Annotated in this window: 23 protein-coding genes; 14 read left to right on the forward strand and 9 right to left on the reverse strand. The window is 75.7% G+C overall.

Features of this window, described 5'->3' with window-relative positions:
* Window positions 1–62: 62 nt before the first annotated feature.
* A complete protein-coding gene (locus tag ACIP60_RS05975; protein WP_400680509.1) occupies window positions 63–1,046 on the reverse strand; it encodes a hypothetical protein in 984 nt (327 codons plus the stop codon).
* Between the two features lie 227 nt (window positions 1,047–1,273).
* On the opposite strand from ACIP60_RS05975, the gene ACIP60_RS05980 reads away from it, so the two are divergent.
* The 3 genes from ACIP60_RS05980 to ACIP60_RS05990 all read left to right on the forward strand — a co-directional run bounded on the left by ACIP60_RS05980 (window position 1,274) and on the right by ACIP60_RS05990 (window position 3,846).
* The gene (locus tag ACIP60_RS05980) at window positions 1,274–1,858 is read left to right on the forward strand and encodes a hemerythrin domain-containing protein (protein ID WP_400680511.1); all 585 of its coding nucleotides are present in this window, start codon (window positions 1,274–1,276) and stop codon (window positions 1,856–1,858) included.
* 317 nt (window positions 1,859–2,175) lie between these two features.
* Entirely contained in the window at window positions 2,176–3,303 is a 1,128-nt protein-coding gene (locus ACIP60_RS05985) for a glutamate--cysteine ligase (protein WP_400680513.1), read from the forward strand.
* A 42-nt stretch (window positions 3,304–3,345) separates the two neighbouring features.
* Window positions 3,346–3,846 carry a TspO/MBR family protein gene (locus ACIP60_RS05990; RefSeq protein WP_400680515.1) on the forward strand — a complete coding sequence of 167 codons (501 nt, stop codon included), beginning with the start codon at window positions 3,346–3,348 and terminating at the stop codon, window positions 3,844–3,846.
* A 212-nt stretch (window positions 3,847–4,058) separates the two neighbouring features.
* On the opposite strand, the gene ACIP60_RS05995 is transcribed toward ACIP60_RS05990, so the two are convergent.
* Window positions 4,059–4,961, reverse strand: coding sequence for a PfkB family carbohydrate kinase (locus ACIP60_RS05995; protein ID WP_400680518.1), 903 nt, complete (start codon window positions 4,959–4,961; stop codon window positions 4,059–4,061).
* Window positions 4,962–5,231: 270 nt separating this feature from the next.
* On the opposite strand from ACIP60_RS05995, the gene ACIP60_RS06000 reads away from it, so the two are divergent.
* Together ACIP60_RS06000 and ACIP60_RS06005 are read left to right on the forward strand one after the other, a co-directional pair.
* Entirely contained in the window at window positions 5,232–5,417 is a 186-nt protein-coding gene (locus tag ACIP60_RS06000) for a hypothetical protein (RefSeq protein ID WP_400680520.1), read from the forward strand.
* A gap of 53 nt (window positions 5,418–5,470) precedes the next feature.
* On the forward strand, window positions 5,471–5,881 hold the full coding sequence (locus tag ACIP60_RS06005; RefSeq protein ID WP_400680522.1) for an SRPBCC family protein: 411 nt from the start codon (window positions 5,471–5,473) through the stop codon (window positions 5,879–5,881).
* A 51-nt stretch (window positions 5,882–5,932) separates the two neighbouring features.
* On the opposite strand, the gene ACIP60_RS06010 is transcribed toward ACIP60_RS06005, so the two are convergent.
* The gene (locus ACIP60_RS06010; RefSeq protein ID WP_400680524.1) at window positions 5,933–6,826 is read right to left on the reverse strand and encodes an NADP-dependent oxidoreductase; all 894 of its coding nucleotides are present in this window, start codon (window positions 6,824–6,826) and stop codon (window positions 5,933–5,935) included.
* Window positions 6,827–6,896: 70 nt separating this feature from the next.
* On the opposite strand from ACIP60_RS06010, the gene ACIP60_RS06015 reads away from it, so the two are divergent.
* The 3 genes from ACIP60_RS06015 (at window position 6,897) to ACIP60_RS06025 (ending at window position 10,013) form a co-directional block, all read left to right on the forward strand.
* Window positions 6,897–7,514, forward strand: coding sequence for a TetR/AcrR family transcriptional regulator (locus tag ACIP60_RS06015; RefSeq protein ID WP_400680526.1), 618 nt, complete (start codon window positions 6,897–6,899; stop codon window positions 7,512–7,514).
* Between the two features lie 88 nt (window positions 7,515–7,602).
* Entirely contained in the window at window positions 7,603–9,276 is a 1,674-nt protein-coding gene (locus tag ACIP60_RS06020; protein WP_400680529.1) for a molybdopterin-dependent oxidoreductase, read from the forward strand.
* 74 nt (window positions 9,277–9,350) lie between these two features.
* Window positions 9,351–10,013, forward strand: coding sequence for a fasciclin domain-containing protein (locus tag ACIP60_RS06025; RefSeq protein ID WP_400680531.1), 663 nt, complete (start codon window positions 9,351–9,353; stop codon window positions 10,011–10,013).
* 89 nt (window positions 10,014–10,102) lie between these two features.
* Here the strand turns inward: ACIP60_RS06025 and ACIP60_RS06030 are convergent, their stop codons facing one another.
* A complete protein-coding gene (locus ACIP60_RS06030; RefSeq protein WP_400680533.1) occupies window positions 10,103–10,711 on the reverse strand; it encodes a TetR/AcrR family transcriptional regulator C-terminal ligand-binding domain-containing protein in 609 nt (202 codons plus the stop codon).
* Window positions 10,712–10,898: 187 nt separating this feature from the next.
* On the opposite strand from ACIP60_RS06030, the gene ACIP60_RS06035 reads away from it, so the two are divergent.
* The 3 genes from ACIP60_RS06035 to ACIP60_RS06045 all read left to right on the forward strand — a co-directional run bounded on the left by ACIP60_RS06035 (window position 10,899) and on the right by ACIP60_RS06045 (window position 13,196).
* A complete protein-coding gene (locus ACIP60_RS06035) occupies window positions 10,899–11,687 on the forward strand; it encodes a phosphatase PAP2 family protein (protein ID WP_400680535.1) in 789 nt (262 codons plus the stop codon).
* Window positions 11,688–11,871: 184 nt separating this feature from the next.
* Window positions 11,872–12,222 carry a PadR family transcriptional regulator gene (locus tag ACIP60_RS06040; protein WP_400680538.1) on the forward strand — a complete coding sequence of 117 codons (351 nt, stop codon included), beginning with the start codon at window positions 11,872–11,874 and terminating at the stop codon, window positions 12,220–12,222.
* The gene (locus ACIP60_RS06045) at window positions 12,219–13,196 is read left to right on the forward strand and encodes a hypothetical protein (protein WP_400680541.1); all 978 of its coding nucleotides are present in this window, start codon (window positions 12,219–12,221) and stop codon (window positions 13,194–13,196) included. Before ACIP60_RS06040 ends, ACIP60_RS06045 begins: the two co-directional genes overlap by 4 nt.
* Before the next feature lie 54 nt (window positions 13,197–13,250).
* Here ACIP60_RS06045 and ACIP60_RS06050 read toward each other — a convergent pair whose 3' ends face one another.
* Both ACIP60_RS06050 and ACIP60_RS06055 read right to left on the reverse strand, forming a co-directional pair.
* The gene (locus ACIP60_RS06050; protein ID WP_400680543.1) at window positions 13,251–14,576 is read right to left on the reverse strand and encodes an MFS transporter; all 1,326 of its coding nucleotides are present in this window, start codon (window positions 14,574–14,576) and stop codon (window positions 13,251–13,253) included.
* A complete protein-coding gene (locus tag ACIP60_RS06055) occupies window positions 14,573–15,121 on the reverse strand; it encodes an ArsR/SmtB family transcription factor (RefSeq protein ID WP_400680545.1) in 549 nt (182 codons plus the stop codon). Before ACIP60_RS06055 ends, ACIP60_RS06050 begins: the two co-directional genes overlap by 4 nt.
* Window positions 15,122–15,433: 312 nt before the next feature.
* On the opposite strand from ACIP60_RS06055, the gene ACIP60_RS06060 reads away from it, so the two are divergent.
* Window positions 15,434–16,234, forward strand: coding sequence for an SDR family NAD(P)-dependent oxidoreductase (locus ACIP60_RS06060; protein WP_159072951.1), 801 nt, complete (start codon window positions 15,434–15,436; stop codon window positions 16,232–16,234).
* A 126-nt stretch (window positions 16,235–16,360) separates the two neighbouring features.
* Here the strand turns inward: ACIP60_RS06060 and ACIP60_RS06065 are convergent, their stop codons facing one another.
* Entirely contained in the window at window positions 16,361–17,542 is a 1,182-nt protein-coding gene (locus ACIP60_RS06065; RefSeq protein ID WP_400680547.1) for an acyl-CoA dehydrogenase family protein, read from the reverse strand.
* Window positions 17,543–17,785: 243 nt separating this feature from the next.
* Between ACIP60_RS06065 and ACIP60_RS06070 the strand changes: the two genes are divergently transcribed.
* Complete coding sequence (locus ACIP60_RS06070; RefSeq protein ID WP_100834722.1) at window positions 17,786–18,487, forward strand: DUF899 domain-containing protein; 702 nt, start codon at window positions 17,786–17,788, stop codon at window positions 18,485–18,487.
* 184 nt (window positions 18,488–18,671) lie between these two features.
* Here the strand turns inward: ACIP60_RS06070 and ACIP60_RS06075 are convergent, their stop codons facing one another.
* Window positions 18,672–19,553 (reverse strand): alpha/beta fold hydrolase, encoded by an 882-nt coding sequence (locus tag ACIP60_RS06075; RefSeq protein WP_400680549.1) that lies wholly within the window; start codon window positions 19,551–19,553, stop codon window positions 18,672–18,674.
* Between the two features lie 247 nt (window positions 19,554–19,800).
* Complete coding sequence (locus ACIP60_RS06080) at window positions 19,801–21,216, reverse strand: MFS transporter (protein ID WP_100834720.1); 1,416 nt, start codon at window positions 21,214–21,216, stop codon at window positions 19,801–19,803.
* Window positions 21,217–21,319: 103 nt separating this feature from the next.
* Here ACIP60_RS06080 and ACIP60_RS06085 point away from each other — a divergent pair, with 103 nt between their 5' ends.
* A complete protein-coding gene (locus tag ACIP60_RS06085; RefSeq protein ID WP_400680552.1) occupies window positions 21,320–22,210 on the forward strand; it encodes a helix-turn-helix transcriptional regulator in 891 nt (296 codons plus the stop codon).
* The last annotated feature ends 43 nt before the right edge of the window (window positions 22,211–22,253 follow it).

Below are 22,253 nucleotides of genomic sequence, written 5' to 3' on the forward strand. Positions count from 1 at the left end.
GGAGCAGGACGGAGCAGGACGGGGCTCGACGGCCCGGGAGCGGCCCGGGAGCGGCCGGCGGTTCAGCGGTGGCGGGCGGGCCGGTGGGCCAGCACCAGCGCCAGGCCGACGGCCCCCAGGGTGATCAGGGCGACCCCGCTGATCAGCAGCGAGACCGGGGGACGGCCGCCGCCGGTGGGGGCCAGCAGGTGCTCGGCCACGCCCGCGGCGGCCACGGCGGAGGGGGCCCCGGTGGCCGTCGGCGTGGCGGTGCCGCTCCGGGTGGGTTCGGGGCGGGAGTCGAGGCCGAGCGTCCCGGTGCGGGGGACCGACCCGGCGGCGGTCGCGGCCGGGGCGGCCGGGGCGGCCGACGCGGGCGGCGCGGACTCGGCGGCGGCCGGGGCCGGGCGGGTGACCAGGAACCTGGCGTGCGGGACGGACCCGGCGGGGCCCGCCGCACCGGACCGCAGGCCGAGCCGGACGTCCACCTGCTGCACGGCGGCGTCCCGGGCGGTCACCGAGAGCCGGAAGGTGTAGCGGACGGCCCGGCCCGGCGCTATGTCGGTGGCCAGGGAATCGCCGTCGCCGCGCAGCACCCCGTCGCAGCCGGTCGACAGCGGGAGGGGCTCCCAGCCCGCCGGGGTCGCCACCTGGAGCAGCAGGTCGTCGGCGCGCAGGGCCTGGCGCGCCTCCTGGGCGGCGTCGTTGCGCAGCGCGGGCAGCGGGGCGGCGGCGGTGAGCGCGGCGGTGCCGGTGTTGCCGATCTCCGCGGTGAACTCGGCCGGGGCGCCGCCCGCGACGAGCGTCCGGTCCGCCGGCGGCAGGAGCGCCACCGTGGCGGCCGGCTCCCCGCCGGACGCGGAGGCCGACGCCGACGCCGGTGCCGACGCGGTCGGCGAGTCGGAGGCGGGCGCGGAGGGGGCCGCCGGGGAGGGGGCGTCGGCGGCGGCGGCCGGGGCCGGGGCCGCTTCGCAGGCCAGGGCGGGGGCGGCCCCGGCGCCGAGGGTGAGGACACCGCCCAGGACGGTGCCGGCGCCGAGGACGGCGAGACGGGAGTGGACGGACACGTGGGCTCCCCGGGGACGGGATCGACGGGCGCACGTTCGGCACGCGCGCCCACCGTCTCCCCCCTGCCGCGCGGAGAATGCCGCCGATCCCGACTCCCGTTCGCCGCACCGGTTCTGAGCGCCCGTCGGCGCGGCGCGGCGGCCGTCACCCGATCGACGGCCGTTTGATCGGAGGCCCACGGGTGAGACGACCGCCGACAGAGTCCGGCCACGAGAGGAGTCAGACCATGACCACCGACACGATCACCGGCACCGGGGCGGGAACGACGCAGCCGCGGGAGGACGTCGTCGAGGTCCTGCTGGCGCAGCACGAGCGGATCCGGCGGCTGTTCGCGGACGTGCGGGACGCCCGGGGCGAGCACCGGCAGCAGGCGTTCGACGAGCTGCGGGCGCTGCTGGCCGTCCACGAGACCGGCGAGGAGATGGTGGTGCGGCCCGCGGCCAAGCGCGCGGCGGGGGAGCCGGAGGCGGCGGCCCGCAACGCGGAGGAGGCCGAGGCCAACCGCGCCCTGCTGGAGCTGGAGAAGCTGGACGTGACGAGCGCCGAGTTCGACGCCCGGCTGGTCGACTTCCAGCAGGCGGTCGAGGCGCACGCGCAGCACGAGGAGACGGAGGAGTTCCCGGCGCTGCGGGCCGCGTACGACGTCGAGCAGCGCCGGACGATGGGCCGCCGCCTGCTCGCGGCCGAACGCCTCGCGCCGACCCACCCCCACCCCGGCACGGCCGGCAAGCCCGCCCTCCAGTGGACGGTGGGCCCCTTCGCCTCCCTGCTGGACCGGGCCAAGGACGCCTTCACCCAGCACCGCGACTGACCGACCCGCACCCCCACCGCCGCGAGCGGCGGCCCCCGGACCGACGGGGGCCGCCGCTCGCGGCCGTGCGCCGCCACCCAGGCCGCGGGCGTTCACTCGGGAGGTGCGGTGCGGTGCGGTGCGGTGCCGCGCCAGGGCCGTGCCGTCGCCAGGGCGGTGCCTCGCCCGCGACCGCGCCGTCGTCCCTCGCGCCGTCGTCCCTCGCGCAGCCGTGCCGCCCGGGGCCGCTCCGTCCCTCCGCCCGGACCGTGCTCGCGCGGCGGATTCCCGCCCGGGGAGCGGTGCGTGGACGCCCCCCAGGGGGGTAGCCGCTGTCCATGGTGACCGTGGGTGTGGAAGAGGAGTACCTGCTGCTGGACGCCGCCACCGGCGTGCCGGTGGCGCGGGCGGAGCAGGTGCGGCAGCTGGCCGACCTGCAACCGGAGCTGGACGGGTCGGAGGTGCAGCGCGAACTGCTCCAGGCCCAACTGGAGGTCGCCACCCCGGTCTGCCGGACGCTCGACGAGGTCGCCGCGCACCTGGAACGGTTGCGCCGCGCGCTCTCGGCAGCCGCCGACGAGCACGGCTGCCTGCTGGCGGCCTCCGGCGCCGCGCCCTTCGCCGACCGGCTGTCGGTGCCGGTCAGCGACACCCCCCGCTACCGCGCCCTGCGCGCGCACGCCGCCCAGCTGACCGACGAGCAGCTGATCACCGGCATGCACGTCCACCTGGGCGTGCCCGACCGCGCCGCGGGCGTCGCCCTGCTCAACGGCCTGCGCCGCTGGCTGCCGCTGGTCGTCGCGCTGGCGGCCAACTCGCCGATGTGGAACAGCGTGGACACCGGGTTCTCCTCCTGGCGGACCGTGGTCTTCAGCCGCTGGCCGGTCAGCGGCGTGCCCCCGCTGTTCGACGGCGCCGCCGACTACGACGCGCGCATCCACGCGCTCGTCGACACCGGACTGATCGGCGACGTGGGCCAGCTCTACTGGCAGGCCCGGCTCTCCGAGCGCTACCCGACCGTGGAGGTCAGGGCGATGGACGTCCAACTCCGCACCGACGAGGCCGTGATGCTGACCGGCCTGCTCCGGGCGGTCGCCACCACCCTCCTCACCGACCCGGACAGGCTCCCGGCCGGCCCCGCCCCGCACCCCGAGGTGCTGGCCGCCGCCGTCTGGCACGCCGCCCGCCACGGCTGCACCGAACGGCTCCACAACCCCCTCACCGGCACCCTCGACTCCCCGCCGACAGTCATCGACCAGGTCCTGGAGACACTCACCCCCGCCCTCCGGCAGGCGGACGACACCTCCCGGGTCGTCCCGCTGCTCGAACGGCTCCTCACCGAGGGCAACGGCGCGGTCCGCCAGCGCCGCGAACTGCGCCGCAACGGCCGGGCCGGACTGGTCGCCCTGGTGAGCGGCGGCCCCGAGGGAGCGGACCCGGAGCAGGACGGCGACCCGGCCCCGTAGCACCCGGCGTGTGGACCGGGCCCGGCCGGACATACGGGGACCATGCGACAGACCTGGACGATCCGGATGGCGAAGGCCCGGCACGCGCTCCCGTACGCGGCGGCCACGGCGGCGACCGCGGCGGCGGCCTGGACGGGCGCGCGGGCCACCGGCCCGGCGAGCCGGTGGTACCGCTCGCTGGACAGACCCGCCTGGCAGCCGCCGTCCTGGGCCTTCCCGGTGGTCTGGACACCGCTGTACGCCTCCCTCGCCTGGAGCGCCGGCCACGCCCTCAATCGCACGACCGGCCGCGACCGCACCGCCCTGGCCGCCGCCTACGGCACCAACCTGGCCCTGAACGCCGGCTGGACCTGGCTCTTCTTCGGCCTCCGCAGCCCGGCCGCGGGCGTCGCGGGCAGCCTGCTGCTCGACGCCGACAACCTGCACCTGATCCGGCGGACGGCACGCCACGACCCCGCAGCCGCCGCCGCACTCGCCCCCTACGCCGCCTGGTGCCTGTTCGCCACCGCCCTCAGCACCTCCCTCGCCCGCCGCAACCCCTGACCGCCGGTCCGGCCGACCACCTCGGTGCGCGCCGGGCAGGTGGCGGGCGCGAGGGTCCGTCTTCAAACCCCCGTCGCAGCCCCGCGGCGTCCGGTGCGTGCTCTCGGCGTGCCGGGTGGAAGGTCGCGTACTGGATGTACTTGGCCTTTCGCCCGGTGTGGCGAGAGGGCGTGCCAGGCGTCGTGGGGCAGACGGGGGTTTGAAGACGGGCCCTAGGCCAATCCGGACAAGTCCGGTCGTCCGCCCAGGCGTTGGACGGTCGCGGCGGCGGTGGCCGTGGCCAGCCGGCCCGCGGTGACCGGGTCGGCGCCGCGCCGCAGGGCGGCGACCAGGCCCGCGACGAAGGCGTCACCCGCGCCGGTCGGGTCGGTGACGGGGACGTCGGCCAGCGGGAAGAGGTGTTCGCCGTCCGGCCACACCAGCAGGTCGCCCTCGTCGGGCAGGGCGAGGGCGACCAGGGCGGGGCCGGTGGTGAGCAGGTGGCGGGCCAGGGCGCGGGCGTCCCGGGCGGAGTGGACGGGGCGGTCGGCGAGGAGTTCCGCTTCGGCGGCGTCGGCGCGCAACACGTCGAGCAGGGACAGCAGTTCGTCACGGACGTCCGGCTCGGGCGCGCCGTCCGCCACCACCCGGGCGCCGTGCCGCCGGGCGAGGCGGGCGGCGGCCAGGAGGGTGGCCGAGGGCTGCTGGAGTTGCAGGGAGACGGTGTCGGCGGAGGCGAGGGCCGGCCGGGCCCGTTCCAGGTCCGCGACGGTGACCAGGCTCTCCGGCGGGACGTCCTCCAGCAGGCGGCGGCTGCCCGGCGCGTCGACCAGGTCGACCAGCAGGGCGGTCCGTCCGCGCCGGACGACCGCGGCGGTGTCGATGCCGTCCCGGTCGGCCCGGGCCAGCACCAGGGCGCCCGCGCGGTCCTCGCCCACCACGCCGACCAGCCGCACCGGCACGCCCAACTGCGCCAGGCCGACGGCCTGGTTGGCGCCCTTGCCGCCCAGGCCCTCCCACCGCTCCGCGACGTCGGCCGACCCGCCGGCCTCCGGCAGCCCGTCCGTCCGCAGCACCAGGTCCCGGCCGACCTGCCCGACCACCACGACGCCCGCCCCGCGCTCCCGCCCGTCCACCGCGCCTCCTCGATCAGCCGATCCGTCGATGCGCCGGTCCGTCGATGCGCCGGTCCGCTGCCGCCGGTGCCCGGCCGGTCGCGCGTGCCCGGCGGGCCGGGCGGCGAAACGCCCGGCCCGCCGGGAGCCGGGCGTGCGGTACCGCGGCCCCCGCCGCCGGGGCTGCGGCCGGGTCCGCGGGCGCGGATCATGAGTGGACCGTCCGCGTCGGGGCATCCGCGCGGGGAGCCGGAAGGACCGGCGGACGTGACGGACCGGAAGGAACCCGCCGTGACCGACCCCGATCGAGCGCCCAAGACGCCCGACCTGCCGCCCCCGGACGGCATCGAGGTGCCCGACATCGTCCCGGCCGACGGCGAGGAGCGCCGCGACCCGACCGAGGAGCCGACCTCCGACCCGGACCGCGAGGCCGCGGAGACCACCAAGGCCGACGGCGGGGACGAACCGCCGGACTGATCCCGACGACCGATCCCCGGGCCCCGGCCCGGACACCACCCGAGGAGTTGCCGATGACCGAGTACGAACGTTCCCGCACCATGCCGGCCCTCCCGGAGCCGGTCTTCGACGAGGCGACCGACCCCGCGCGGCTGGACGCCTGGATGCCCCGCGACCTGCACGTGCGGGTCGACGACCCGCCCGCCGTGACCGTCCACGAGGACCGCAGCGGCACCGAGGAGCGCGGGCTGCTGCGCACCCGCCAGGACCAGTTGCGGATGGAGTGGGGCACCCGCGACGACGGCCGGTACGCCGGGTGGCTCCAGGTGGCCGGGCTGGACACCGGGACGAGCCAGGTCACCATCCACCTCTCCTTCTTCGAGGACGGCGCCGGGCCCGCGCCGGAGACCGTCGAGCGGGAGCTGGACGAGAGCCTGGCCCGGCTGGAGGAACAGGTCCGCCTCCGGGTCGACGGCGGCGGCTGACCGTCCCGCCCCGGGGCCGGGTACGGACCCGGCCCCGGGGCCCGGAGCGTTTCAGACCACCAGGACCCGCCGCCCGCGGGTGTGGCCGGCCCGGCTGTCGGCGTGGGCCGCCGCCGCGTCGGCGAGCGGGTACGTCTTCGCGACGGGGATGCGCAGGCGGCCCCGGGAGATCAGGTCGGCGGCCACCGCGAGCGCCTCCGGCACGCTGCCGGCCGTGTCGGAGAACCGGACGCCGTGCTCGGGCGCGCCGAGGTCGGCGATGGAGACGACCTTCCGCGGGTCCCCGGTCAGGTCGACGAGTTCGCGGATCACGCCCGCCCCGGCCAGGTCGAGGGCCGCGTCGACCGGACCGAGCCGGCGCACCCGTTCGACCCAGCCGTCGCCGTAGGTCGTGGCGGCGGCCCCCAGGGAGCGCAGGTAGTCCTGGTTGTCGGCGCCGGCCGTGCCGACCACCTCGATGCCCCGGTCGCGGGCGATCTGCAGCACGGCCGAGCCGACCCCGCCGGCCGCGCCGCTGACCAGCAGCCGCTGCCCGGGCCGGACGCCGACCTCGCGCAGGACCCGCAGCGCGGTCTCCACCACGGACGGGTAGCCGGCCGCCTCCTCGTACGTCAGCCCGTCGGGCATCGGGGCCCAGGCGGAGAGCACGGCGAACTCGGCGTAGGTGCTGCTGCCCTCGCCGAAGACCCGGTCGCCGACCGCGACCCCGGTGACGCCCTCGCCGATCCCGTCCACCACCCCCGCGGCGTCCAGCCCGAGCCCGGAGGGCAGGCGGAGCGGGTGGGCCTTGAGCGCCTGCCCCTCGCGGATCCGCCAGTCGACGGGGTTCACGCCCGCGGCGCGCACGGCGATCCGGAGCCGGCCGGGCCCGGGGTGGGGCTCCTCGGCGTCGACCAGGTGCAGGACTTCGGGGCCGCCGAACTCGGCGAAGACCATCTTTTTCATGCGGACGAGACTAGCCCTAACGGTTAGCTTTTTGGAACTGTTGTCATTTGCTAGCTGCTAGGGTAAGGGCATGACCGAGCCGACCGGCCGCCGCGAACGCAAGAAGGCCGCCACCCGCCAGAAGATCGCCGACACCGCCCTGCGGCTCTTCCTGGAGAAGGGCTACGACGCCGTCGGCCTGCGCGACGTGGCCGCCGAGGCCGACGTCGCCGTGACCACCGTCTTCTCCCACTTCGCGGCCAAGGAGGCCCTGGTCTTCGAACAGGACGGGGACTTCGAGCAGCGCCTCGTCCGGGCGGTCGCCGACCGCGACCCCGGCGAACCGCTCGTCCCCGCCCTGCACCGCGAGGTCCGCGCCCTCGTCCGGCACTGCACCGCCGACGGCACCGCGCCGATCTGGCGGATGATCAACTCCTCGCCGGCGCTGCGGCAGTACGAGGAGACGATGCGGCTGCGCCACGCCGAAGTGCTGGCCGCCGCCATCGCCGCCGACCCCGGCCCCCCGCGCAGCACCACGGCCGTCCGCACCCTCGCCCGGTTCGCGGTCGACGCCCACGCCCTGGCCCGGACGGCCGCCGACCCGGACGCCGCCCTGGACGAGATTTTCCGGATGATCGAGGCCGCCTGGCAGGCCGCGCCCGCGACCGGGAACCCGCAGGTCGGAACGGCTGAACCGGCCTCGCGCTGAACCGTTCCGGCAGCGCGCCCGGTTCACCCGATCGGGCGAGTGGGCCAGTCCGACCAATCCGGGGCCACCGGGGCCCCGAACGGGGGATGTGACCAACCACCCGACCCCCGCCGCCGCACCGTCCGGCCACCCGCGCCGCCGACGCGTCGCCCGCACCCTGGGCGCGGCGGCGATCGGCCTGGCCGCCGCGGTGGCGGCGCTGGGCGCGGGCGAGTTGGCCGCGTACGCGGTGGGGGCGCGGAGCGCGCCGGTGATCGCGGTCGGGTCGGCGGCGATCGACCTGACGCCCACTCCGCTGAAGGAGTACGCGGTCCGCACCTTCGGCACCCACGACAAGGCGGTGCTGCTGGGCGGCATCTACCTGACGATGGCCCTGCTCGCCGCGCTGGCCGGCCTGCTGGCGGTGCGCCGCCCGCTCGCCGGGGCCGCGGTGTTCGGGGCGTTCGGCGGGCTCGGCGCCTGGGCCGCGCTCTCCCGCCCCGGCGCGGCGGCGGCGGACTGCGCCCCGTCGCTGGCCGCCGGACTGGTCGGCGCGGCCACCGCCCTGGCCCTGGCCCGGCTCCGGCGGCGCACCACCCCCGCACCGCTCCCGGCGACGGCGGAGCGGGAGACGGCGGAACGGGAGACGCCGGAACGGGAGACGCCGGAACGGGAGACTGCGGCCTCGGACCAGGTGTCCGCGACCGCGCTGACCGGCCGTCGCACCGTGCTGACCGCCACCGCCGCGACCTTCGCGGCGGGCGCACTGGCCGGGGTCGGCGGACGGGTCCTGACGGACCGCCGGTTCGACGTCACCGCCGCCCGCGACGCCGTCCGCCTCCCGGTGCCCGCCCGCCCGCTGCCGCCCCCGCCCGCCGCCCTGCACCCGAAGGTCCCGGGCCTGTCCCCGTTCACCACCCCGAACGCGGACTTCTACCGGGTCGACACCGCGCTCACCCTGCCCCGGATCGACCCGCGCGACTGGGCGCTGCGCATCCACGGCCTGGTCGACCACCCGCAGTCGATCACCTTCGACCAGCTGCTGCGCGAACCGCTCGAAGAGCTCGACCACACGCTGTCCTGCGTCTCCAACGAGGTCGGCGGCCCCTACGTGGGCACCACCCGCTGGCTCGGCGCCGCCCTGCCCGCGCTGCTGCGCCGGGCCGGGGTCCGCGCCGGGGCCGACCAGCTGGTGGGGCGCTCGCAGGACGGCATGACCATCGGCACCCCGCTGGAGTCCGTCCTGGACGGGCGGCGCGCGCTGCTCGCCGTCGCCATGAACGGCGAGGCGCTGCCGGTCGCGCACGGCTTCCCCTGCCGCAGCGTGGTGCCCGGCTTCTACGGCTACACCTCCGCCACCAAGTGGCTGGTGGAGCTGGAGGTCACCACCTTCGCCGCGTTCGACCCGTACTGGGTGCGGCGCGGCTGGGACCGCACCGGCACCGTCCGCACCGCCTCCCGGATCGAGGTCCCGGCCCCGTTCGCGAAGGTCCCCGCCGGGGACGTGGACGTCGCGGGCACCGCCTGGGCCACCCACCGGGGCGTCGCGGCCGTGGAGGTCCGCGTCGACGGCGGCCCCTGGCAGCAGGCCGACCTGGCCGCCGACGCCGGGCCCGACCTGTGGCGGCAGTGGTCGTACCGCTGGCGCGGCGCGCCGCCGGGCACCCACCGGATCGAGGTGCGCGCCACCGACGCCGCCGGTGCCGTGCAGCCCGAGCAGCGGGCCGCGCCGTTCCCCGCCGGGGCGACGGGCTGGCACAGCACCGTCGTCACCGTCACCTGACCACCACGTACCTGACGAACCGTCACCCGCCTTTTCACCAACACCACTTCACCCGTATCGAGGAGCGTTCCGCCATGTCCGTCACCACCCGTCGCCGTACCCTGACCGCCCTGCTCGCCACCGGTGCCCTCACCCTCACCCTGGGGGCGTGCAGCAGCAGCGGCGAGACGAGTTCCACGTCCGCCTCGGCCTCCGCCGGGAGTTCCTCGTCCGCCCCGATGTCCGGTTCCGACAGCAGCACCGCCTCGGCCGCCGCGATGGCCGGCCAGCCGTTCGGTGCGGCCTGTACCGCCGTGCCGAAGGACGGTGCCGGGTCGTTCTCCGGCATGGCCATGGACCCGGTGGCCACCGCGGCCTCCAACAACCCGCTGCTGTCCACGCTGGTGGCGGCGGTCAAGCAGGCCGGGCTGGTCGACACCCTCAACTCCGCGCAGAACATCACCGTCTTCGCGCCCACCAACGACGCCTTCGCCAAGATCCCGAAGGCCGACCTGGACGCGCTGCTCGCCGACAAGGCCAAGCTCACCAAGGTGCTCACCTACCACGTCGCCCCCGAGCGGCTGGCCCCCAACGCGCTGACCGGCACCCACAAGTCCCTGGAGGGCGGCGACCTCACCGCCGCCGGCGCCCAGCCGGACTTCACCGTCAACGGCAACTCCAAGGTCCTGTGCGGCAACGTCCAGACCGCCAACGCCACCGTCTACATCGTCGACACCGTCCTGATGCCGACCTCCTGACCCGTCACCGGACCGCACCCCGGTCCGTCCCGGCGACCACGCGCCGGGACGGGCCGGGGTGCTCCGTGCCCGCTCCGCGCCGCTCCGGGTCAGGCCAGGCCGAGCGCGGGCAGGACGGCGGACTCCACGTACCGCCGGAGGTAGTCCGCGTCGGCGGGGCGGCCGGAGAGGAGCGGCCTGATCCGGGTCGCGCCGAAGACCATGTCCGGTACGAACTCGAGGGCCGGGTGGTCGGCCGGCACCTCGCCGCGGGCCACGCCGCGCCGCAGGATCTCCTCCAGCGCCGCGACCTCGGGGGCGATCACCGTCTCCCGCACCGCGTCCCGGAGGTCGCTGTCGGTCATCACCGCGTAGCCGAGCGCCTGGAGCAGGGCGGTGTCCCGGTCGGACCAGGTCCCGGTGGCCGCGGCCACCCGGCGCAGGTCGCCGGCCAGCGAACCGGTGTCGATGCCCGCGCACCGCGGTTCCCGCCGGGCGCGCAGGGCCGCCGCGACGAACCGCGCCTTGGTCCGCCAGCGCCGGTAGAGCGTCGACTTGCCGCACCGGGTGCGGGCGGCCACGCCCTCCATGGTGACGGCCTCGTAGCCGCCGGTGCGGATCTCGTCGAGCACCGCCTCGAAGAACTCCCGCTCCCGCTCGGACGTGATCTTCGACCGGGTCGAGCCGCAGACCGGCTCCTCGTCCCGCACGCCCTCCACCTCCCGCACCTCCCGCACGCCCCGCCCGGGGCGTGGTGTCGTCCCGCCGTCCCCGGGGTGTCGGGGCGGCGACGGCCGTATGTACACTCCACCAACGTATCGATACGCGACTGTATCGATACGTCAGCGTATCGGCACTCGCACGCGGGACCCGGGAACCGGGCCGCCCGCCAGTAAGGGGGAGCGGTTGCGCACCGCGACGGACTCCGCCGGAGCCCCGGCAGGAGACATACCCCGGCCCCCGGTGCTCCGGGAACTCCTGCTCGTCCTCGGGCTCTTCACGGTCTACAAACTCGGCCGCCGACTGGCCATCGGCCACACCGCCACCGCCTTCCACAACGCGGACCGGGTCTGGGGCCTGGAGCGCACCGTCCACCTCCCCGGCGAGGGCGCCGTGCAGGACCTGCTGCTGCGCAACGAGACGGTGGTGCACCTGGCGAACGTCTACTACGCGACCGTCCACTTCCCCGCGACCGGGCTGTTCCTGGTCTGGCTCTACCTCCGCCGACCCGCCCACTACGTCTGGGCCCGCCGGGTGCTGGCCGCCGTCACCTCGGCCGCCCTGATCCTGCCCTTCGCCTTCCCGCTGGCCCCGCCCCGGATGCTCGCCTCCACCGGGCTGGAGGACACCGGCCGGCTCTACGGGCCCGCGGTCTACGGCCCGCCCACCGCCGACCACCTCTCCAACCAGTTCGCCGCGATGCCCTCCCTGCACTTCGGCTGGGCCCTGATGGTGGCCGTCGGCCTGATCGCGGCCACCCGCTCGCGCTGGCGCTGGCTCTGGCTGCTGCACCCCCTGGTCACCCTCACCGTGATCGTCGGAACGGCCAACCACTACTGGCTGGACTCCATCGCCGCCACCCTGATGTTCCTGCTCGCCTTCACCTTCATCCGGGCCCCCGCCACCACCACCGGCTGCCGGGCCCGCCGCCCCCGGCCCCCGGAGGACCGCGCCCTGGTCCCGGTCGCCCACTGACCCCGGCAGCCCCGGCAGCCCCGGCGGCCCCGGCAGCCCCGGCAGCCCCGGCAGCCCCGGCCGCCCGCCGGCCCGCACGACCCCGTCACCGCGTGAGCGGCGGCGGGGTCGTGCCGTTCCCGCCCCCGCGCGCACCGATAGGTAAGCAATCGACATATGGCGACAGCAGCCCTATGATCGCCGCATGACCGAACGTCAACTCCGGGAGCCGACAAGACTCGTGCTCACCGCGCTGGCCGACGCCCCCCGGCACGGCTACGCGATCATCCAGGAGGTGCTGGCCATCTCCGGCGGCCGCACCCGGCTCAGCACCGGCACCCTCTACACCGCGCTCGACCGGCTGCTCCAGGACGGCCTGATCCGGATCGAGAGCGAGGAAGTGGTCGACGGCAGGCTGCGCCGCACCTTCGCCCTCACCGGGCAGGGCCAGGACCTGCTGGCCGAGGAGGCCCGCCGCCTCCGGCTGGCCGCCGCCGAGGCCGAACGCCGACTCGGCGCCGCCGCCCGCCTGCGCCCGAACGGAGCCGGCGCATGACCGCCCGCCCCGCGCCGCAGGCCGGGCGCCTGCTGATGAGCCTCTACCCCGTCCGCTACCGGGCCCTGCACGGGGAGGACATCGCCGCGGTCTTCGCCCGGACCGCCGAGGGCCTGCCCCGGCGGGCGGTGCTCCGGGAGCGCTTCGACCTCGCCGCGCACGCCCTGCGGCTGCGGCTGCGGATCGGCCCCACCGACCCGGCCGGCCGGGTGCTGGCGGGCGCGGCGCCCGTCACACTCGCCATCGCCGCGGGCCGCTGCCTGTTCTTCCTGCTGTCGCGGCTGCACGAGAGGGTCCACCGCATCCGGTACCCGTTCCCCGGCAGCGGCCTCGGCCACGCGGTCCTGGACGCCGTCCTGCTGGTGGCCGGCACCCTGCCGTGGCTGCTCGCCCTCGCGCTCGCCGCGGTGGGCCGGTGGAGGGCGGCCCGGATCACCGGCCTGCTCGCCGCCCTCGTCGAGGTCGGCATCCAGGAGCTGGAGGGGATCTACCAACTGTGGCTGGTGGGCTACCTGTTGGGCCTGCTGCTGGTCGGCGCACTGCTGCTGCTCGCGCCGCCCGACCTGGTGGACGTCACCAAGCGGGGGCGGTGGGAGGCCGCCGGGCTGGCGCTGGGCGTCGGACTGCCGCTGATCGCGGCGGACCGGTACCAGCTCACCCGCCACCTCTCCCTGAACATGGCGACCGTCGGGCTGTTCCCGCTCTGGCTGTGCGCGGCGACGGCCGTGGTCCTGCTGCTGCGCCTGTCCGGCCGCCGTCCGGACGGGCTCCGGGCCGCCGGAGTGGCGCTCGCCGTCCTGCCCTGGCTGGTCCACCTGGTGTTCGCCGCCGTCGACGACCCGGCGCGGGAACTGCGGAGGATCGTCCGCTACGGCGGAGCCTGCCTCGTCCTGCTGGGTCTCGCCGCCGCGCTGGCGGCGGCGGTCCACCTGGTCCGCCGGACCTGGTGGGACAAGCCCACCGACCCCGCCTGACCCCGCCTGACCCGGGGAGCCGGGACCGCCGGGGCGCCCGGCGGTCCCGGCGCCTCAGCGGCCGCCACCCGCGGTGAGCGTCGGCTCCGGCTCGAACCCGCCCTCGGCCGGGGCGGGTTCGAGCTGCTCCGGCCCGTGGCCCCCGGCGGCCGGTGCGGCGGCGCGCAGGGCCGCTTCGACCCGGCGGTTGCCGGTCATCGAGGCGGTGACGGCCGTCATGGTGAGCAGCAGGAACGCGGCGGCGTACAGCGGGGTGCGGACGTCGTGGGAGGCGGCCAGCCAGCCGCCGAGGAAGGCGCCCAGCGGCGCGGCGCACATGGCCAGCATCCGGGAGGTGGAGGCGACCCGGCCCATCAGGTGGGGCGGCACGATCGCCTGCCGGAGGGAGGGCGCGAGCACCATCGTGGCGCCCATCCCGGCGCCGCAGAGGGCGAGGGCCAGCCCGGCCGCGTACGGGTTCGGCGCGGCGGCCAGGCCCAGGACGGCGAGACCTTCCAGCCCGGCGGTGCAGGTCAGCGCGGTGCCGGTGCCGAGCCGCCGCCCGAGGAAGGAGGCGACGGCCGCGCCGAGCAGGCCGCCGGTGGCCTCCGCGGTGAGCAGCAGGCCGAAGCCGGAGGTGCCGACGCCGAGGCGGTCGTGCGCGAAGAGGGCCAGCACGGTCTCCACCGCGAGGAAGGCGACGTTCCCGACCGCCGGGCGGAGCGCGAGCCCGAGCAGCACCCGGTCCCGGAAGACGTACGAGGCGCCGGCCCGGGCCTGCCGGAGCAGTGACTCGCGGGCCGCCGGCACCGGCCGGGGCCCGGCGGGCAGGGTGCGCACGAGCAGGGCGGAGAGCAGGAACGACACCGCGTCGGCCAGCAGCGGCACCGCCCGCCCGAGGGCGAGCAGCGCGCTGCCCGCGGGCGGCCCGGCGAAGCCGGACATGGCGGTCTGGGCGCCGCGCAGCCGGGAGTTGGCCCGCTCCAGGAGCGCGGGGTCGCGCCGGAGCAGCTCCGGCAGGTAGGCGGTGGCGGCGGTGTCGAAGAACAGCCCGCCGACGCCGAGCAGGAAGGCGACGGCGGCGAGCAGCGGAACGCTCAGCAGGCCGAGCGCGGCCGCCACCGCGGCCGCCGCGAGCAGCGCCGCGCGGGCGGCGTCCGCGATCCACATGGTGCGCCGGCGGTCCCAGCGGTCCACCAGCGCGCCGCCGAGCACGCCGAGCAGCAGCCAGGGCAGCGTCCCGGCGGCCGTGACGACGGCGAGCGCCAGCGGGTCCCGGGTCAGGGTCAGGGCGAGCAGCGGCAGCGCGGCGTGCATCACCCCGTCGCCGAGCGAGGAGACGGTCTGCGCGGTCCACAGCCGGCCGAAGCCGGGCGGCAACCTCCTTGCGCCGGTGGTCATTCGGAGCCCTCCTCGGCCTCGGCCCGGGCGCGCGGCGCCGGGTGGAACAGGGCGAGGACCAGCGAGGCGTCCGGCAGCGCGGGGTCGGAGAGTGCGCGGTACTCGTCCGCCAACGCCTCCAGCCGGGCGCCGAGTTCGGCGAACTGCCGCTCGGTGAGCCGCAGGTGCGCCATCCGCACGTACCGCTCGCCGTCCGCGGGCGAGGACTCCAGGTCGGCCACCGCGTGGCGCATCAGCACGTCCGGCCCGCCCTCGCCCGGGTCGGGCAGCACGATCGCCCGGGCGGCCATGGCGTAGTACCGCTCGGTGACCCCCCGGACCTTCCTGGTCCGCACCACCTTCACCAGGCCGGCCCGTTCGAGCAGCCGCACGTGGTAGCTGGAGCTTCCCTTGGCGAGGCCGACCCGCTCGGCGATCTGGGTGATGGTGGCGGGTTCGAAGCGGAGCACGGCCATGATCCGGTGGCGGGTGAGGTTGGAGACGGCGCGCAGTTGCTCGTCCGTCGTGACGTGGAACGTCTCGGGAAGATCGTCGTCGGTGGGCACGGAAGCAATGGTCAACGTTTCTTGACCATTGCGCAAGGGGTTTCGCCCGAACTCCCGCGATCCGTCGCCCGGCCCGCGGGCGCGGACCGGGGCGAACGGGCGTGCGTCAGCCCGGCGGGCCGGTGCCCACCCCTCCGGGCGGGTGGGGTGGCACCCGTTCCGACCTGCGGTGATGTCCGGGAGCGGGGCGGCTCGGGGCGCGGGTGGCCCGGAGGGTGCCTAGCGTGGGCCGGGTGCGCCCGTCCGCCGGGCGGTGCCGGAGTTTCGCGGGTCGGTGCTGTCCGGTCCCGCCGCAGGGGAAGGGGAGACCTGATGGAGAGTCTGCTGACGGACCGGACGGCGGTCGTCTACGGCGCCGGGGCGGTCGGCGGCGCGGTGGCCCGGGCCTTCGCCCGGGAAGGGGCCCGGGTGTTCGTCGCGGGCCGGGGCGAGGCCGGGCTCAAGCAACTGGCCCACGACGTGGAGTCCGAGGGCGGCTCGCTGGTCACCGCGCAGGTCGACGCGCTCGACCGGGACGCGGTCGAGGGCTTCCTGGACTCCGTGGTCGAGCGGACCGGCGGCCTCGACGTCTCGTTCTGCGCGACCTCCACCCGGCGGCCCGGCGGCGCCCAGGGCGCGGCCCTCGGCGAGCTGTCCTTCGAGGACTTCGCGCTGCCGATCATCGACTTCACCAAGGCGCAGTTCGTCACCGCCAACGCGGCGGCGGCCCGGATGGTGCCGCGCGGACGGGGCGCGATCATGATGATGACCGCCGCGCCCGCGCGCGTCCCCTACCCCTACACCGCCGGGTTCGGCCCGGCCTGGGCGGCGGTCGAGGGCTTCGCCCGCACCCTCGCGGCCGAACTCGGGCCGCAGGGCGTGCGGGTGCTCTGCCTGCACTCCGCCGGATCGCCGGAGGCGGCCCGCAGCATGGAGAGCACGATGGCGACCGGCCTGCCCGAGCTGCCGGCCCGGCAGGCGGGCTGGCAGGAGCGCTCCGCCGCCCGCAACCTGCTGGGCCGCTGGCCCGCGCTGGCCGACGTCGGGAACATGGCGGCGTTCCTGGCCTCGGACCTGGCCCCCGTCTCCACGGGCACCACGGTCGACCTGACCGGCGGCATGGTCGGCCGCTGACGGCGACCGGACCGCGCACGGCGGCCGGACCGCGCACGGCGACCGGACCGCGCACGGCGGGCCCGCCGCCCTCCCGGTGGGGGAGGTGGCGGGCCCGCCGTCCGTGATCCGGTCGCCCGGACGTCCTCAGATGTACAGCGTGTTGGGCTCCAGGCCGCACAGGGCCCGGCCGTAGAGCTCGGTGTTGGTGTCCGGGTTGATCAGGGCGTGCAGGGCGACGCCCTGGATGTCCCGGGCGATCCGCTGGAGCGGGACGTCGAGGTGGATCGAGCTGCCGCCGCTGATGCTCACCAGCAGGTCGACGGCGTGCTTGGCCAGCCGGGTCGCCTCGCCCTGGTCGTTGCGGACCTGGGCCCGCTCCTCCAGCTTCCACTCCTCGCCGCCGGCGGCCTTGGCGTCCACGGTGGCCGCGCCGCGCCGGGCGTGGAACTCCGCCTGGTCGATGCTGTTGACCGCCTCGGCCACCCGCAGGTGGGTGATCGGGGCCTCGGCCTGCACGGTGTAGTCGGTGTAGGTGATCTTCCGGCCGGGCAGCCGCTCGAAGAACACCTCCCGGGCCGCCTTGGCCAGGCCGACCGCCACGCCGACGCCGGAGGCCGCCGCGACCAGGGAGGCCGGGGTCCGCCAGACCGGGGAGTCGGCGTTGGCCCGCGACAGCCCCTGCGGGCGCATCGCGGCCCCCATCGGGATGATCCGGTGCTCCGGGACGAACAGCTCCTCCGCCACCGTGGTGACGCTGCCGGTGCCGCGCAGCGCGCTGGTGTGCCAGTCGTCGACGATCTTCAGGTCGGTCATCGGGACCAGCGCCATGACGGGCTCGGGCTCGGCGTCCGGGCGGAGCAGGATCGCGGCGATCTCCTGCCAGCCCGCGTGCCAGGCCCCGCTGACGAACTTCCAGGAGCCGTTGAGCACGATGCCGCCCTCGGTCGGCACGGCCGTGCCGGTGGGGCTGTTGGTGCCGCAGACCCGGGGGGCCGCGGAGGTGAAGACCTCGTCCTGGGCGGCGTCCGGGAACAGGCCGGCGATCCAGGTCGGGATCCAGAACACCGAGGAGGTCCAGGCGATGGCGCCGTCGGCCCGGCCCAGCTCCATGGCGACCTCCACCAGCGTGCTGGTGTCGCACTCGTAGCCGCCGTAGCGCACCGGCGTCCGGAGCCGGAAGACGCCGGCCTCGGTGAGCGCCGCGATCGTCTCCTCGCTCAGCCGGCGGTTCTCCTCCGACCAGGCCGCCTGCTCCCGGAGGGCCGGCACCAGCGCGGAGACCCGTTCGACGATTTCTTCCCGGGTCGGTATTCCAGTGGACGACATCATTTCCTCCTGGACGGTTCGATTGAGTGGGTGACCGGACCGGAATTCCCATTCACGTGGTCACCGGAGAACGATTCCACCGGGCCCGCCGACGCGTCCTCTTCTGAATTGCCTGGTCCCGGCGGAGGTCTTTCCCGGTTGAGCAACCGCGGAGAAGGAAAGGGGTGCCGCGCGTGCCACCTTGGTCCCAGCATCGTTCCCGCCCGCCGATTCCCGGCGGCGGTGCCGTACCTGGAGGCCAGTGTGGATCTGTCGCCCATCGTGACCAAGGACGAGTGGCTCGCCGCCCGGAAGGACCTGCTGGAGCAGGAGAAGGAGCTCACCCGCCTGCGCGACGCGGTCTCGGCGTCCCGGCGCGCGCTGCCCCGGGTGCGGATCGAGAAGGAGTACGTCTTCGAGGCGCCCGGGGCCTCGCCCACGCTGCTCGACCTGTTCCAGGGCCGCCGGCAGCTGATCGTCCGTCACTTCATGTTCGACCCGGCCTGGGAGGAGGGCTGCCCCGGCTGCTCGATGCAGGCCGACTCGGTGGGGCACCTGGCCCACCTGCACAACCGCGACACCTCGTTCGTCATGGTGGCCCGGGCGCCGATCGCCAAGATCGAGGCGTTCCGGCAGCGGATGGGCTGGGACCTCCCCTTCGTCTCCTCCCACGGCAACGACTTCAACCACGACTTCCACGTGACCACCGACAAGGGCGAACTGCCCGGCGTGAGCTCCTTCCTGCGCGAGGGCGACGAGGTCTTCCACACCAACTCGGTGTACGACCGCGGCAGCGAGGTCACCCTGAACACCTACAACTACCTGGAGATGACCCTGCTGGGCCGGCAGGAGGAGGGCCTGGCCCGCCCCTGGGACTGGTGGCGGCACCACGACCGCTACGACGACGAGAGCGCCAAGGGGCCCGGCGAGAACTGGTGGAACGGCCAGGACAAGTTCAGCTCCTGACCGGCCCCGCCCGGCCCTGAGCACGCGCGAGCGCCCCCGGGCGTTCGCGCGCACTCGCGTGCCCGCGCGCCCGTCCGCCCGCCCACCGGTACGCGGACGCGGAAGCGGACCCGCCGGGACCGGACGGCCCGGGTGGCCGGCCCGCAGCGGGCCGGCCACCCGGGCCGTCGCGGTGCGCCGCCGCTCAGAGGTCCCCGGCCAGGAAGCGCAGCACCAGGCGGTTGACCTCGGCGGGCCGCTCGACCAGTCCGAGGTGGCCCGCGCCCGGGACCACCTCGGCGTGCGAGCCCGCGGGCAGGCCCGCGACGATGTCCGCCAGCACCGCCTCGGTGATCACGAAGCTGGGGTCCTCCGAGCCGAAGAGGTTGAGCACCGGCCGGCTCGGCGGGGCGCCCCAGACGGCGGCGTGCTCCTGGATCCACTCCGGCGTGCCGAAGCGGTCGGGCGGGAAGGCCGTCCGGTACAGGGCGAGCGCCGCGGCCAGGTTCTCCGGCGCGCGCAGGGCGTCCTTGGCGTGCTTGAGGTCCTCGGTGGCGTCGAAGCCGTCCGCGGTGAACTTCCGGTAGATCCAGTCGAGGTAGCCGAGGTCGTCCGCCGCGACCACCTGCTCGGCCACCGCCGTCTGGAAGAACCAGAAGTGGCTGAGCGCGTCGGTGCCCCGGGGCGTCAGGACCATCGGCCCGAACACCGGCAGCGGCGGCACGTCGCAGACCACCGCCCGCGACCAGCGCTCCCCGTCCTGCGTCGCGCCCCACACCGCGGGGGCGCTGAAGTCGTGCCCCACCAGGACGGCGTCGCCGTCGCCGCCCAGCGCCTCGTGCAGGCCGTTGATGTCGGACACCAGGTCGGCGATCGCGAAGGAGCCGTCCGGCGGCAGCGTCGAGGGCGCGAAGCCGCGCAGGTACGGGGCGACGGCGCGGTAGCCCGCGGCGGCCAGCGCGGGCATCAGGTGGCGGTAGGTGGCCGGGGACATCGGGAAGCCGTGCATGAGCAGGGCCAGTGGTCCGTCGCCCTGTTCCAGGTAGGCGAATTCGATGGCGTTGACGGTGGTTCTCTTCACTGTCACGGTCGGGGTCCGTTCCTCGCGGGGGAAAGGGAATGCGCGCGGCGGCCGAATCGCATTCGGCCGCCCGGCGCCGACGGGCGGCGGAACGGCCCCCGCGGAAACATCCGCCGGTCCGTTCCGCCGATCGCCCTCCGATGGTCCCGGCAATTCCCCCGGACCTCTTCTCCGTGAATGCCGTCTTTCCCCGCCGCGCACCGGCCCGCCGGACCGTTCGGGCGGACCGGTCGGGCCCGGCCGGTGGTGCCGCTCAGCGGCCCGCGGGCTGCTCCTCGACCTCGACCCGCGGGTCGGCCGCGGTCGCGGGCGGCGCCTCGGCGCGGGGGCGCAGGCCCACCCACACCAGGCCCACCGCGAGGAGCGTGACGATCACGTCGACGCCGAGCGCCAGCCGGATGCCGTCCAGCTGCACGGCGCGGGAGGCCGCGACGGCGCTGAGGATCGGGATGCCGATGGTGGCCGCCACCTGCTGGCTGAGCGCGGCGAGGCCGGTCGCCAGCCCCTGCTCGGAGTCCGGCAGGCCGGAGGTCGCGGTCACGGTGTAGGCGACGATCGAGGTGACGTGCCCGAAGAAGCTGATGAACAGGGCGGGCAGCAGCACCGCCAGCATGACCCGGTCGGTGCCGAGCAGGACCAGCGGCGCGGTGGCCAGCCCCTGCACCGACAGGCCGACGGTCAGCACGGCCCGGGTGCCGAAGCGGCCGATCACCCGGCCCGCGATGACGCCGGCGGCCACCGCCGCGAGCCCGGGGACGCCGAAGATCAGGCCGGTGGTCAGCGGGGCGAAGTGCAGCACGTCCTGGAGGTACAGCGTCATCAGGAAGATCAGCGCGCTCTCCATCGCGAAGACGACGAGCCCGGCGAAGTTGCCCCACTTCACGGTGGGGCGCTTGAGGATGCGCACCGAGGCGAGCGGCGCGGGCGCGCGCAGCTCGATCGCCCAGAACACGCCGAGCAGCACCACGCCGACGGCGGCGACCAGCAGGTTCTTGCCGATGATGCCGTAGGTGAACGCGAGCAGGCCGGCCGTCACCGAGACGGCGCCGGGCACGTCGAGCCGGACCTTCTCCGGGGCCCGGCTGTCGGCGATCAGCCGCGGCGTCGCGATCAGGATGGCGACGGCCACCGGGACGTTGATCAGGAAGGCCCAGCGCCAGCTGAGCAGCCCGACCAGGGTGCCGCCGACCAGGGCGCCCACCGTGAACCCGCCGGACAGCAGCGCGCCGTTCAGGCCCAGCACCCGCTCCCGCATCGCGCCCTCGGAGAACGAGGTGGTCAGCAGGGACAGCGCGGCCGGGGCGGCCATCGCGGTCGACAGGCCCTGCAGGACGCGCGCGGTCAGCAGCGGGCCGCCGCTGTCCGAGACGCCGCCGAGCACCGAGGCCACGGTGAGCAGCGTGATGCCCGCGAGGAAGAGCCGGCGGCGGCCGAACAGGTCGGCGATCCGGCCGAACAGCAGGGTGAAGCCGGCGGCCGGCAGCGCGTAGGCCGACGCCACCCACGGCAGGTCGTCGGAGGATATCCCGACCCCGGAACCGATCTGGGGGAGCGCGACGTTGAGGATCGAGAAGTCGACGGAGAGCATGAACTGCGCGCCCAGCAGCACGAACAGGGTCAATCTGAGCCGGGTGCTCATGCGGTTCCGCGGGTCGGGAATCGTGGTCATGCCAGCAAGCGTGGGAGATCACCCGCCGGCTAGCCAGACACCTGCTGTTCGTCCCACTGCGAAGGCTAGGCTTGGCAGTGCGACTTTCAGCATAATGAGACGCATGGATGAGCTCGGGAAATTCCTCAAGTCCCGTCGTGCCAGGCTGCATCCGGCGGACACCGCGCTCGGGAGCTACGGCGGGCGCCGCCGCGTCCCGGGGCTGCGCCGGGAGGAGCTCGCCCAGCTGGCCGGGGTCAGCGCCTCCTACTACGCCCGGCTGGAGCAGGGGTTGGGGCAGAACGTCTCCGACGCCGTCCTCGACTCGCTGGCCCGGGCGCTGCGCCTGGACGACGCCGAACGGGCCCACCTGCTGGCGCTGGCCCGCCCCAACCGCGCGGCGGCCAGCTGCGCCGCCCGGGTGGCCCGCCAACTCCCGGACGGGTTACAGCGGTTGATGGCGATGATGGGCGACGTGCCGGTCATGGTGCTCTCCCCGACCTCCGACGTGCTGGCCTGGAACCCGCTGGCGCGCGCGGTGTTCGGCGCGCACCACGAGGACCGCGAAGGGGATGAGGGGCGCGAGGTCCGGGCCGGGCACGAGGGGCTGCCCAACATGACCCGGATGATCTTCCTCGACCCGCCGACCCGGGCGCTGTTCGCCGACTGGGAGGGCAAGGCCCGCTCGGTGGTCGCACACCTGCGGATGGTGGCGGCCAGGTTCCCGGCCGACGGCCGGGTCCGCGCGCTGGTCGGTGAACTGCTGTCCTCCGGAACGGAGTTCGCCGCCCTGTGGGAGGACCACTCGGTGGCCAACTGCGACTCGTTCACCAACGTGCTGCGCCACCCGCAGGTGGGGGAACTCACCCTCTTCCAGGAGGTCCTGCGGACCGAGCAGCCGGAGCTCATGGTGGTGGCCTTCACCGTCGAGCCGGGCTCCCCGTCCGAGACGGCGCTGCGCCTGCTGGGCGCGCTGACCGCCGACCGCGCGGACCACCGGGTCGCCGTCTCCTGAACTCCCCGGCCGAACTGCCCGATGGAGGAGCGCAGGTGACGGA

This window comes from Kitasatospora sp. NPDC088783 (genome assembly GCF_044750705.1).
Taxonomy (GTDB): Bacteria; Actinomycetota; Actinomycetes; order Streptomycetales; family Streptomycetaceae; genus Kitasatospora; species Kitasatospora fiedleri.